The organism is Labrenzia sp. THAF187b (genome assembly GCF_009363375.1).
GTDB classification, from domain to species: Bacteria; Pseudomonadota; Alphaproteobacteria; order Rhizobiales; family Stappiaceae; genus Roseibium; species Roseibium algicola.
Genome location: NZ_CP045344.1, coordinates 4,055,077 through 4,067,727 on the forward strand (window position 1 = coordinate 4,055,077; position 12,651 = coordinate 4,067,727).

The following is a 12,651-nucleotide window of genomic DNA, read 5'->3' on the forward strand; positions in this document are numbered from 1 at the left end:
CTCCGTTAAGAATGGGTCCTGGACCTGAAATGAGATTTCTCGAGTTTGAAAATCGTGCTTCAAAAAAGGGCACGTATTGAAGTGATCCTGGTCTGTCCTGGCGCGCGGAAACGTGAGGGCAGGTTTGGGATCGGGCAAAGCGTGGCCATAAAGGCTTTTGCCGGACATTCGTCAAGCTCTTCGTCCAGCTTCTGTGGGCGTTTGGCTGGGAAGGTTCACGGGGCGTAGTTTCCCCATAAGCCCATGTGCTGACTAGGCTCTGTCGGGGGATCATGCTACGGCGTGATCCAAGCTCAAGTTTTGGGAGGACCGGATGAAAGAAGTTCTGGCCGAATTGGAACAACGCCGCGAAACCGCGCGGCTGGGCGGCGGACAACGCCGCATCGATGCGCAGCATGCCAAGGGCAAACTGACTGCGCGTGAACGTATTGAAATTCTTCTGGACGAAGGGTCCTTTGAAGAATTCGACATGTTCAAACAGCACCGCTGTACCGATTTCGGCATGGAAGAGCAGCATATCCCCGGCGACGGCGTGATCACCGGCTGGGGAACGGTCAACGGTCGGACCGTTTACGTGTTCTCCAAGGATTTCACGGTCTTCGGCGGGTCTCTTTCCGAAACGCATGCGGAAAAGATCACCAAGCTCCAGGACATGGCCCTGCAGAACCGGGCACCAATCATCGGCCTGTTCGACGCAGGTGGCGCCCGTATTCAGGAAGGCGTCGCGGCTCTTGGCGGTTACGGCGAAGTGTTCCAGCGCAACGTTCTGGCTTCCGGTGTCATTCCGCAGATTTCGCTCATCATGGGACCTTGCGCAGGCGGCGACGTCTATTCCCCTGCCATGACGGACTTCATCTTCATGGTGCGTGACACGTCGTACATGTTCGTTACCGGACCGGACGTGGTGAAGACCGTGACGAACGAGACGGTGACAGCCGAGGAACTCGGCGGCGCGTCGATCCACACCACCAAGTCTTCGATTGCGGACGGTGCCTTTGACAACGACGTCGAAGCCCTGCAGGAAATGCGCCGGCTGATTGACTATCTGCCGATGAACAATCGTGCGGACCTGCCGGAACTGACGAACTACGACGACCCGGAGCGGATCGACACCAGCCTCGACACGCTCATTCCGGACAATCCGAACAAGCCCTACGACATGAAGGAACTTGTTCTGAAGACAGTCGACGAGGGCGACTTCTTCGAAATCCAGGGCAGTTTCGCGGGCAACATCCTTACCGGTTTCGGACGGATCGAGGGTCGCACTGTCGGCATCGTTGCCAACCAGCCGATGGTTCTGGCCGGCGTTCTGGATTCCGATGCCAGCCGCAAGGCTGCAAGGTTTGTCCGCTTCTGCGACTGTTTCAGCATTCCGATCGTGACCTTCGTCGATGTTCCAGGCTTCCTGCCCGGCACGTCGCAGGAATATGGCGGCCTGATCAAGCACGGCGCCAAGCTGCTGTTTGCCTACGCTGAAGCTACGGTGCCGAAGATCACCGTCATCACCCGCAAGGCCTACGGCGGTGCTTACGACGTGATGAGCTCCAAGCACATCCGCGGCGACATCAACTACGCCTGGCCGTCTGCTGAAATCGCGGTGATGGGCGCAAAAGGGGCGGTCGAAATTCTCTACAGATCCGAACTCGGCGACAAGGAGAAGATCGCCAAGCGGACAAAGGATTACGAGGACCGGTTCGCCAATCCGTTCGTTGCTGCCGAGCGCGGCTATATCGACGATGTCATTCGCCCGCATTCCACCCGCCGGCGTGTATCCAAGGCCCTGGCCCTGCTCAGGTCCAAGCAGGCGGATATGCCATGGAAAAAGCACGACAATATTCCGCTCTAGCAAGAAGAGCCGATTTGCATTCATTCGCTCGGTTCCGGAAGACGATCGCTGGTCCGCAGCAGTGACACACGAGATTGTATCAGGCCGGATTTTCCGGCCTGTTTGCTGTCTGCAAGATCAATCCCAACGCGAGAGACCGCGCGGGAACAGAGGTTCCTTGCATTCGAACGCGACAGGGCAGCGTGGTGTATCCCGCGTCTGGCCGAACTGCGTGAACAGGACCTGGTTACGATCGCAGTAGCTAAGGTTCGAAACAAACATCGAATAGGTATACTGCCCCGTGGTGAAGACCACGGCACCGTGCTGGCGCACCATGTTCTGCGCCTGGGCACAGGTCATCTTGCGAAGGTCCGGTCGTGCCTCGGCCGCCGTCGACATGACAAGGCCGGGAAGGGCAAGCGCTGCTGCGCAAAGAAGCATTTTCCGCATGAAAGTCTCCTGACGTGCCGTTGCCACCGGAAAGAACGCTCTGAAGGTTTAGTCTAGCAGAACAGTCCGGAAAGTTGGTGACAGGAGAAGTGTGCACCAACTTGTGGTGCGCAAATGTGATTGCGAGCACACAAAATCGCCGGTCAGGATTTTGCCTGGAGTTTACTGCGTATTACGGGCCATCTGGCTGGAACATACAGACCCCGCCATGGCTTCTCGCACACCGTTTAGGGAAAAGCCCGAATAGCGTCTGTCTTCCAGTTGCACGGCGAATTTTACCGATGAACGCAACCGGTGCCAGAAATAGGTCATGTTGTCGGAACAGGCCGGGCAGTCATTGTAGATGTAACCGTCGTTTCCTGCCTTGAACTTTATCAGCTTGTGATCCAGCTCGACCAGGACTGTGGACCCGGGGTCCGGCCTGCGGCCCTTGATGCGCACGCCGATAAGGGTGTTCCTGACGGCATGATTGGGCGGGCACCAGATCGTGAATCGCGCTCCTGATGAGCTTTCGGTCCAGTAGCGCTCGTAGCCATACGCCGTGTCTGTATGCCACTTGCCGTATTCGGCTGCGGCTGCCGGCAAGCTCGTGGCCAGTGCAAGGTATAAAAAAGAAAAGAAGGCGCTGCGCATCGAGCCGTTTCCGTAATCTGTCACCGACGAAAATTACAGGTGTTCTGTTAAAAGCCCTTCAATCAAGAAAGTAATTTGGCGGCCTGGCATGCCACGTGGCGATGGCCAGGCCGCCCTGCCTCAGGACCTGGGGTGTTGTTTCTGCCAGTCGGTCGGGCAAACGTTTCCGGGAATGATCTTCTGGGCGCCACGCAGGGAAAATCCGGCATAGCTGTCGTCCTGGAATTTCACCGCAAGGGAATGGGATGACCGCAAACGGTGCCAGACATAGCCGAAGCTGTCGGAACACGCGGCGCAACCCGTTTCCACGTATCCCTGCTCGTTGATTGGCAGCTCCAGGATCTCGCGGTCCATGATCAATTTGATCCTGCTGCGCGGTGGCGGCATTTTTCCGTCGATATCAATATGAAGCAGCGTGCCGTTGATCCGGCGTTTCGGATGACACCAGACTACGAAGTTCGCGCCAAGGTTGTTGGTGGTCCAATAACGTGTAAAGCCATTGATTTCGCCGCTCTTCCACTTGCCTGCGGTTTCCGCCAGTGCGGAAGTTGGTAGTAAAGCACTCGCGATAATTGCCGCTGAAAAGATGCGTTTCATTTAATTGTTCCCCATTGCCTTGGTAATTCCTGCAATAAGTTTATTAAAATTCGGATAAATAGACGCTTTCCCGCCGAACTACCTTCGGTCGGTCCTTGTCGCGGCATGCCGTTTTTGAGTGTTTGGGCAACTATCCGCAAAATCACGTCTCGCCCTTTGGATAAGTTGCGTGCCAAAGTGGCGCAGCCTACAAAATGGAAAATCGTCCAGCTGGGTGGAAATTCATGTTCTCCAAAATACTAGTCGCCAACCGTGGTGAGATTGCCTGTCGCGTCATCAAGACGGCCCGCCGCATGGGCATAAAGACAGTTGCGGTCTATTCCGATGCCGATCGCGATGCCCTTCACGTGGAAATGGCAGACGAAGCGGTCCACATCGGTCCCGCGGCAGCGTCGGAATCCTATCTGATCGCCGACAAGATCATCGCGGCCTGCAAGGAGACCGGAGCTGAAGCCGTGCATCCGGGCTATGGCTTCCTGTCCGAACGCGCCAGCTTTCCCGAAGCGCTGGCGAAGGAAGGCATTGTCTGGATCGGCCCCAATCCGCGCGCCATCATGGCGATGGGCGACAAGATCGAATCCAAGAAATTCGCCAATGAGGCGAAGGTCAGCACGGTGCCGGGCTATCTTGGCGTAATAGAAAGCCCGGAGCAGGCTGTCGAAATCGCTGCGGACATTGGCTACCCGGTCATGATCAAGGCGTCCGCGGGTGGTGGCGGCAAGGGTATGCGCATCGCCTGGAATGCGGACGAGGTGCGGGATGGCTACACCCGCTCGAAATCCGAGGCGGCGTCTTCCTTCGGCGACGATCGGGTTTTCATTGAGAAATTCATCGAAAACCCGCGCCATATTGAAATCCAGGTCCTGGGCGACAAGCACGGCAATGCGATTTACCTGGGCGAGCGTGAATGCTCGATTCAGCGGCGCAACCAGAAGGTCATCGAAGAGGCGCCGTCGCCTCTGCTCGATGAGGAAACGCGCCGCAAGATGGGTGAGCAGGCCGTCGCGCTTGCAAAGGCCGTCGACTATGACAGTGCCGGCACGGTCGAGTTCGTCGCCGGGCAGGACAAGAGCTTCTTCTTCCTGGAAATGAACACGCGCCTGCAGGTGGAGCACCCGGTGACCGAACTGATCACCGGTATCGATCTGGTTGAGCAGATGATCCGCGTTGCCGCCGGTGAAAAACTGGACCTTGCCCAGGAAGACGTCAAGCTGAACGGCTGGGCAGTCGAAAGCCGTATTTATGCGGAAGATCCCTACCGCAATTTCCTGCCGTCCATTGGCCGGCTTGTGCGCTACCGGCCGCCGGCGGAAGAGGCCAGCAACGGGGTTACCGTCCGCAACGATACCGGCGTTGTCGAGGGCTCTGAAATTTCGATGTTCTACGACCCGATGATCGCAAAGCTGATCACCCATGCGCCGACACGGGCGGAGGCGATCGATGCGATGAGTTCAGCTCTGGATGCGTTTTACGTCGACGGTATTCAGCACAATGTACCGTTTCTGACAGCGCTGATGAACCATCCGCGCTGGCGGTCGGGCGAGTTGGCTACCAGTTTCATCGCAGACGAATATCCGGACGGCTTCGAGCCGGCAGTTCCCGATGACGAGGCCTATGCGGTTCTTGCAGCCGTTGCCCTGTCCATGGGGGCGTTGCAACGCGAGCGTCTGGACCACCTGCCCGGGCGGTTGCGGGCTCATTCCGGTGCCATTCGCGAGGATTGGGTGATCAAGCTCGACAAGACCTATGTTCCGATCCGGCTTGCTGCCGGGTATCCGGGGACGCCCGTCGAGATCGATGTCGCGATCGGCGATGGCCCCGTTGTCAATGTGGAGGCTGACTGGGCGCCAGGTGATCCGCTCTGGTCCGGCAAGGTCGGCGCGAAGGATGTGACGGTGCAGGTCCGGACCCTGCGCGGTGGCTACCGCCTCGACTGGCAGGGCTATTCCGTGGTCGCGAAAGTGATGACACCGCGGATTGCCGAGCTGGATGCCTTGATGCCGGAGAAGCTGCCGCCGGACACGTCGAAGATGCTGCTGTGCCCGATGCCTGGTCTGGTGGTGTCCATCGCTGTGGCCGAGGGACAGGAAGTCAAGGCAGGTGAGCAGCTTGCCGTCGTTGAGGCCATGAAGATGGAAAACGTGCTGAGAGCGGAGCGCGACTGTGTCGTGAGCGCCATCAAGGCAACGCCCGGCGACAGCCTTGCCGTAGACGCCGTGATCATGGAGTTTTCCTGATCCGGGGTGATTCACCTAACGCAGCCTGATTGACAGGCATCGGATACTGCCGATATTCAGCGGCCTGCGACCATCCGGTCCAGGCCGCTTTCTTTTTCAATACGTTGCGGGGCATCATGACGACTTCGACCATCCTGTTCGATCTGGACGGAACCCTGACTGACCCCTTTGAAGGCATCACCCGTTCAATCGGGTATGCGGTTGAAAAGATGGGTGGGCAGGCACCTGACGTGGAAGAGCTGCGCTGGTGCATCGGGCCGCCGCTCTGGGACAGCTTCAAGGTTCTTCTGGGAACGGAAGACAAGGCTGTGCTGGATCAAGCCGTGGCCTTCTATCGTGAGCGCTACACGGTGACGGGACTGTTCGAGAATTCGCTGATCGAGGGTATTCCCGAACTGCTGACAACTCTCAGGAAAGACGGGTTTCTTCTTCACGTCTGTACCTCAAAGCCCCACAGTTACGCAGGTCGGATCGTTGAGCATTTCGGCCTGATGGACTTTTTCGGCAAGGTCTACGGTGCAGAGTTGGACGGCACGCGGTCCGCGAAAGCCGAGCTGATCGCGCATATCCTGAGTGAGGAAAACATCCAGTCGTCGGAGGCGGTCATGGTTGGTGATCGCAAGCATGACCTTGTCGGAGCAAACGCCAACGCAGTGGCGGGCATTGGCGTGTTGTGGGGCTACGGTAGCCGTGAAGAACTGGCCGCCGAAAATCCGGTATTGATAGCAGCCAGACCTCAAGACATCGCCGCGTATTTCGCGACCCGCTAATGGCCTCCATTCCGACACGGTGGCAATGAGAGTGGCTTCTTGCTGCCGGCAAACTTTCTTAACTCCGAATTTATCGATTTTCCCGTAGGTTAAGCTCAAAGGAGTGCGCCTTGGCAGAACGGATGCATGCAACGGATACCCAAAATACGTCGGTACCGTCTGAAAAGGCGGTTGACGTCGGGTATTATTCGCCTGCCAAAAGACCGCCACCGTCGCTTCCAGCCGGTTACGTCCTGCACCAGGTCACTGTCCAGCCGCTCTCCTCTTGCCCGTTTCAGGTCTGTCTTCTGGATGTCGGGGCGACGGGGGCATTGCCGACCTGCGATTTTCACAGAATACGGGATACGACCCTCATCATCGCTTGTTCGTCGGGAGAACTGGCAGCAAAAACGCAGCTGACATTGCTGGAAGGCGGGGTGGATGATGTTGTCGACGCCGATGACGCGGACCTTCTGCTGCTTGCCCTTAAACGCGCAGAACTCGTGATCGCGCGGCAGGGTGGGCTGTTCCGAAAATGCCGCGATCTCGCCATTGAGAGGGATAACCTTCAGTCTGCAATCGATAACCTGCCTTCACCCATCTTCTTCAAGAACCGGGCCGGCATCTACAGCGGCTGCAACAAGGCTTTTGAAGCGTTCATCGGTTTGCCGGCCAGCAAGGTGAACGGCGCCAGTGTTTACGACGTAGCGCCAGCTGAATTGGCAAAGGTCTATGAAGCGGCCGACGAAGAGCTGATGCAGCAGGGGGGTGTTCAGATCTATGAGGCGGACGTTTGCTATGCTGATGGCGAGCGCCGAACGGTGACCTTCCACAAGGCTGTTACCCGTGACCGGGTCTCCGGCGAGGTGAACGGCCTTGCTGGATCCATGCTCGACATCACTGAACGCAAACGTCTGGAAGAGCAGCTCAAGTGGGCAGCAGAGCGCGATGCCCTGACAGAGGCCTACAACCGTCGCAGGTTTTTCGAGCTGGCAGCTGCAGCAAAGGAACGGGCACAAAAGACGCCAGTCAGCCTGTCCATCCTTGTGCTGGACGTTGACCATTTCAAACTGATCAACGATCGATACGGCCATGCCTGCGGCGATGCAGCGCTCAATCATCTTGTCGGCCTGCTGAAACGTGAACTTCAAGAGCCGCATATCTTTGCAAGGGCGGGCGGTGAAGAGTTCTATTGCCTGCTGGAAGGGTGCGACCTCAATGAGGCCTTTGAAATCGCCGAGCGCATTCGAAAGGCCGTCGAAACCGTGCCCCACTTGCATGATCAGCAGCTGATCTCAATGCGGGTCAGCATAGGGGCTGCCACCGTTGGAGATGGCGAGAAAATCAGCCAGACCATCGCCAGGGCTGATGAAGCGCTATACAGCGCCAAGCAGGCCGGCAGAAATCGGGTTTGCGTGGCCTGATGTGCCGTTGAGGTGCCTTTCGGCATGCATCCACTATTGCATCCTGTCTATTTCAGGGATACTGAAAGCTCTTGGAGAGCAGTTCTCGGGGCGGGGTGAAATTCCCCACCGGCGGTATCGGGGAAACCCGGAGCCCGCGAGCGCTTCGGATAAAATGTTCGAAGGTCAGCAGATTCGGTGAGATGCCGGAGCCGACGGTTGAGGTGGCGTCAAGCGAAGCCGCCCGAAAGTCCGGATGAGAGAGAACTTGACCGCCGCCATTTGTTGATGGCCGGTGGGCGTGTGTCTTTTGAGACTGTTCTGAACGATGACGGAACGGATCGCAGATAGGACGCCCATGTCGACCAAATCGAAGAAGCCCATATTCGCCGCACTTGCCATGATCGGGGCAGGGGCTTCGTTTGCAATCGTGAACGGCGCCCTGCAGGCCTCGACCATGCAACTGGGCGTGCCATCAACGTCCGCGGCCTTCTGGCAATATGCGCTGGGCCTTTTCGTTGGCCTGCCATTCGTCCTGCGGCGCGGCTTTTCCGCCTTGAAGACACATCAGATCGGATGGCATCTGACGCGGGGTGTTCTTGCAGTGATCGGGATCCAGTTGTGGGTCGCAGGTCTTGCGCAGGTCGAGATCTGGCAGGCAATCGCCTTGGTGATGACTTCGCCGTTTTTCGTGATCATTGGCGCCAAGCTGTTCTTCAGGGAACGGGTTGGCCTGATCCGGTGGCTCGCGACGTTGGCGGGCTTTTCCGGCGGCATGGTGATTCTGGAGCCCTGGACGGAAGGCTTCAGCCTGGCAGCACTTTTGCCGGTCGGGGCAGCTGCATTCTGGGCAGGAACTTCGCTCGTCACCAAAAAGCTGACTGCAACTGAAGATGCCGATTCCATCACCATCTACCTGCTGCTGCTCCTGACACCGGTAAATGCACTGCTTGCGCTGGGAGAGGGCGGTATCGTGCCAACCGGTCCGGCGCTGTGGCTGCTCGTGGGTGCCGGCGCCCTGACTGTGCTGGCAAACTACCTGCTGACCCTCGCCTACCAGAAGGCCGATGCGGCCTTCGTGCAGCCTTTCGACCACCTGAAGCTTCCGCTGAATATCGCGGTCGGCTTCTTCGCTTTCGGCTTTGCCCCGAGCGGTGCATTCTGGCCGGGAGCGCTGGTGATTGTCGGTGCATCGCTGCTGGTCATGTTGGACGAGCAAAAGCGCGACACGCAAGTGTCCACAGCCTGAAGCACACGCAGACGTTTGCGAACAGGCAGGTTTGCACTAAGCTTTTGCAGCATCGCGAACTTCGGAGACCTGAATGACCGCCGATCCATTGACCGTTCACGTGCTGATTGAGGGCAGGGTCCAGGGTGTTGGGTACCGCGCCTGGTGTGCGGGTGAAGCTGAAGACAGGGCACTGGCCGGCTGGGTGCGCAATCTCAGCTCCGGTGGGGTCGAAGCCGTGTTTTCAGGCCCGTCCGATACCGTTGTCGACATGCTGGATGTACTCTGGCATGGGCCGTCTCTTGCAAGGGTAAACCTGGTCAAGGACCTTGAGCCGGTAGAGCCCTGCTCGGGCGCCTTCGAGGTGCGCGATACGGCTTAACCGGCTGTGGCCAATCGTCTTTTCTATATCAATCGCGACATTGGAAGTTGAGTTGTCACGGAAATATCGCAATGATCTGATCTTTCAGATGAAGCAATCGGTGCCGCACTGTTGGTGCCGAAACGTGAAACCGGGAGATTTTCAGTGAAGATTGCGATACTTGGCGGTGATGGTTTTGTCGGCTGGCCCACATCCTTGCATTTGTCAGATCAGGGCCATGAAGTTCATATCATCGACAATCTGAGCCGTCGCTGGATCGATGCCGAGCTTGGTGTGCAATCGCTGACGCCCATGGATTCGATCCAGGAACGCACGCGGATCTGGAAGCAGGAAACCGGCAATACAATCCGGTTCCACCTGATCGATATTGCCCGCGACTATGAAGTGTTCAAGGCCTGGCTTGCAGACAACCGGCCGGATGCCATCATCCACTTCGCCGAACAGCGCGCTGCGCCTTATTCGATGAAATCGGACCAGCACAAGAACTACACTGTCAACAACAACGTCAATGCCACGCACCATCTGCTCAACGCGATGGTGGAACTGGATCTTGATGCGCATCTTGTCCACCTCGGCACCATGGGCGTCTACGGCTATTCCAGTGTCGGCGCGGCGATTCCCGAAGGCTATCTGTCGGTTGACGTCGAGACCCTGAACGGCTCCAAAGCGGCTCAGGAAATCCTTTATCCGGCCAACCCCGGCTCGATCTATCACATGACCAAGTGCCTGGATCAGCTGCTGTTCCAGTTCTACGCCAAGAACGACGGGCTAAAGGTCACTGACCTGCACCAGGGGATCGTGTGGGGCACGCATACCGAACAGACCCTTCGACACAAGCAACTGATCAACCGGTTCGACTATGACGGCGACTATGGCACGGTTCTGAACCGGTTCCTGATCCAGGCAGCCATCGGCTATCCGCTGACGGTTCACGGCACCGGTGGCCAGACACGGGCTTTCATCCATATCCAGGATTCGGTTCGCTGCATTGAACTGGCGTTGAAGAACCCGCCGAAAAAGGGCGACCGGGTCAAGGTGTTCAACCAGATGACCGAGACCCACCGGGTGCGGGATCTGGCAGAGCTGATCTCCCGTCTTACCGGCGCGAAGGTTGCCTATCTGCCAAACCCGCGCAAGGAAGCGGCAGAAAACGATCTGGTTGTCGAGAACAAGCAGTTCCTGGAACTGGGCCTCAATCCGATCACGCTGGAAGAAGGTCTGTTGAGCGAGGTGGTGGACGTCGCTAAGAACTTCGCCTACCGCGTCGACCGCAGCCGAGTACCGGCAGTGTCCGCCTGGACCAAGGAAATTGCCGACGAGATCGAACGGGATCCGGAACATCCGCGTCTGAAATCCGTGTCCTGAGGCCGGGAATGCAAGACACTCCTCAGTTCGACAGGGCGCCTGGAAGCACATGTGCCTATGTGACACTGGTGACGAACCGGGACTATGTGCTCGGGGCGACGGCGCTTCTGCGCTCGCTCCGGCATTCGGGAACCGAAGCCGACCTCGTGGTCCTCTACACGCCCGGGGTCGGTGAGGCGGATCTTGTCGCACTTGCGGAATTCGGACCTCGGCTTGGCCGGTGCGAGCGCCTGCCAACGAGCGAAAGCTTCAACGCGCGCCATGAACGCGGCCGCATTCACAAGGCAGCTCCCTTCACAAAGGGCGGCAAGCCGGTCTTTCACACGCCTCTGGACAACTTCGTCAAGCTGCGGCTGTGGCAACTCGAGGAATATGACCGGGTCATCTTCATCGATGCCGATGCCATCGTGCTGCAGAACTGCGACAAGCTATTTGGCTATCCCGAGTTCTGCGCAGCGCCCAACGTCTACGAAAGCCTGCAGGACTTCCACCGGCTGAACAGCGGCGTCTTTACCGCCCGGCCGAATATGGCCACGTTCGAGGCCATGCTGGCGCGTCTGGACAGGCCGGAGGCCTTCTGGCGGCGTACGGACCAGACGTTTCTGGAAGACTATTTTCCCGACTGGCACGGGTTGCCGGTGTTCTTCAACACGCTCCAGTATGTCTGGTTCAACCTGCCGGAACTCTGGAACTGGAAGCAGATCCATGTGCTGCATTACCAGTATGAAAAGCCCTGGCAGGAGGGGCATGAAAAGACCGCCAAGTTGCGTCCTCTGATCGATCTCTGGCAGGCTTTTGCGACCGGTGTCGGCATTCCGGACGATATGGCCGGTCTGCCCGGTCCTCTGGAGTGGGCTGCAAAGCAGGCATCCTGATGCATGTTCTTCTGACGGGGGCAAGCGGGGTAGTTGGCCGGTTCATCCTGAAGCGGCTGCTTGACGATGGCTGCACGGTCACGGTTCTTGGAAGACGCCCTGTTGACGGCGTTGCGGCAGCCTTTCGGACCTATGACCTTGCTGACCCGGATCCTCAACTCCCGCAAGCCGATGCACTCGTTCATTGTGCACTGGTCCATGAGCCCGGCAAGTTCCGGGGCGGTGAGGGGGACGATCCAGAGCGGTTCAGGAAGCTGAATGTCGACGGTACCCGGCGTCTTTTTGAAGCGGCCGCGAAGGCGGGCTGCCGGACAGTCGTTTTCCTCTCCAGCAGGGCTGTTTACGGCGATCACCGCCAAGGCGAAAAGCTCGCGGAAACGGATGAACCTGCACCCGATACGCTTTATGGCGAGGTGAAACTTGCAGGGGAAACGGCACTCAAGGCGTTATGCTGCCAGAGTATGAGCGGCATCGTTTTGCGCGCGACCGGTGTTTACGGACCAGGGTCAGGCTCGGCAGACCACAAATGGTCAGGGCTTTTCAGGGACTTTGCGGCCGGTATTCCGATTGCCCCGCGCAGGGGAACGGAAGTTCACGGGGACGATCTTGCTGCTGCCGTTGCCCTGGTTCTGGAAGAGCGACGGGTAAATGAAGAACCATTTCAGATCTACAACGTCTCGGATCTCCTGCTCGACCGCCAGGACCTTCTGGCACTTTATGCTGCCGAAGCAGGTTTGAACCTTGAGGTGCCGGCAGCATCGAACCAGGCGCCAGGCGAAATGACGACAGACCGGCTGCGGGCACTTGGGTGGTCGCCTGGCGGAACTGAAAAGCTGAAAGTGTTTCTGCGCTCAATAGCTAGGCGCGGTGCGGCCGGCACATGACGCTCAGCTTGTGAGCAAGCTTT

Annotated in this window: 12 protein-coding genes and 1 riboswitch; of the genes, 9 read left to right on the forward strand and 3 right to left on the reverse strand. The window is 58.1% G+C overall.

Annotation, left to right across the window (positions count from 1 at the left end; all coding sequences use genetic code 11):
* Window positions 1-313 precede the first annotated feature (313 nt).
* Window positions 314-1,846 (forward strand): acyl-CoA carboxylase subunit beta, encoded by a 1,533-nt coding sequence (locus FIV03_RS18715; protein ID WP_152510579.1) that lies wholly within the window; start codon window positions 314-316, stop codon window positions 1,844-1,846.
* Between the two features lie 117 nt (window positions 1,847-1,963).
* On the opposite strand, the gene FIV03_RS18720 is transcribed toward FIV03_RS18715, so the two are convergent.
* From FIV03_RS18720 to FIV03_RS18730, 3 genes are all read right to left on the reverse strand, one after another.
* Window positions 1,964-2,275, reverse strand: coding sequence for a hypothetical protein (locus FIV03_RS18720; RefSeq protein WP_152510580.1), 312 nt, complete (start codon window positions 2,273-2,275; stop codon window positions 1,964-1,966).
* Between the two features lie 162 nt (window positions 2,276-2,437).
* Window positions 2,438-2,908 (reverse strand): hypothetical protein, encoded by a 471-nt coding sequence (locus tag FIV03_RS18725; protein WP_152510581.1) that lies wholly within the window; start codon window positions 2,906-2,908, stop codon window positions 2,438-2,440.
* Between the two features lie 120 nt (window positions 2,909-3,028).
* Entirely contained in the window at window positions 3,029-3,505 is a 477-nt protein-coding gene (locus tag FIV03_RS18730) for a hypothetical protein (RefSeq protein ID WP_152510582.1), read from the reverse strand.
* A gap of 224 nt (window positions 3,506-3,729) precedes the next feature.
* Between FIV03_RS18730 and FIV03_RS18735 the strand changes: the two genes are divergently transcribed.
* The 8 genes from FIV03_RS18735 to FIV03_RS18770 all read left to right on the forward strand — a co-directional run bounded on the left by FIV03_RS18735 (window position 3,730) and on the right by FIV03_RS18770 (window position 12,628).
* The gene (locus FIV03_RS18735; RefSeq protein ID WP_152510583.1) at window positions 3,730-5,742 is read left to right on the forward strand and encodes an acetyl/propionyl/methylcrotonyl-CoA carboxylase subunit alpha; all 2,013 of its coding nucleotides are present in this window, start codon (window positions 3,730-3,732) and stop codon (window positions 5,740-5,742) included.
* Window positions 5,743-5,858: 116 nt separating this feature from the next.
* Entirely contained in the window at window positions 5,859-6,512 is a 654-nt protein-coding gene (locus FIV03_RS18740; RefSeq protein ID WP_152510584.1) for an HAD family hydrolase, read from the forward strand.
* A gap of 110 nt (window positions 6,513-6,622) precedes the next feature.
* Window positions 6,623-7,915: a diguanylate cyclase gene (locus FIV03_RS18745; protein ID WP_209009703.1), complete on the forward strand. Its 1,293-nt coding sequence runs from the start codon at window positions 6,623-6,625 to the stop codon at window positions 7,913-7,915.
* A gap of 77 nt (window positions 7,916-7,992) precedes the next feature.
* Window positions 7,993-8,166: riboswitch (FMN riboswitch) on the forward strand.
* Between the two features lie 86 nt (window positions 8,167-8,252).
* Window positions 8,253-9,143 carry a DMT family transporter gene (locus tag FIV03_RS18750; RefSeq protein ID WP_152510585.1) on the forward strand — a complete coding sequence of 297 codons (891 nt, stop codon included), beginning with the start codon at window positions 8,253-8,255 and terminating at the stop codon, window positions 9,141-9,143.
* 73 nt (window positions 9,144-9,216) lie between these two features.
* Window positions 9,217-9,504, forward strand: a complete 288-nt coding sequence (locus FIV03_RS18755; protein WP_022998281.1) for an acylphosphatase — start codon at window positions 9,217-9,219, stop codon at window positions 9,502-9,504.
* A gap of 144 nt (window positions 9,505-9,648) precedes the next feature.
* Window positions 9,649-10,869, forward strand: a complete 1,221-nt coding sequence (locus FIV03_RS18760) for an NAD-dependent epimerase/dehydratase family protein (protein ID WP_062488568.1) — start codon at window positions 9,649-9,651, stop codon at window positions 10,867-10,869.
* Window positions 10,870-10,877: 8 nt separating this feature from the next.
* Window positions 10,878-11,744: a glycosyltransferase gene (locus tag FIV03_RS18765; protein ID WP_152510586.1), complete on the forward strand. Its 867-nt coding sequence runs from the start codon at window positions 10,878-10,880 to the stop codon at window positions 11,742-11,744.
* Complete coding sequence (locus FIV03_RS18770) at window positions 11,744-12,628, forward strand: NAD-dependent epimerase/dehydratase family protein (RefSeq protein ID WP_173013880.1); 885 nt, start codon at window positions 11,744-11,746, stop codon at window positions 12,626-12,628. Before FIV03_RS18765 ends, FIV03_RS18770 begins: the two co-directional genes overlap by 1 nt.
* Window positions 12,629-12,651 lie beyond the last annotated feature (23 nt).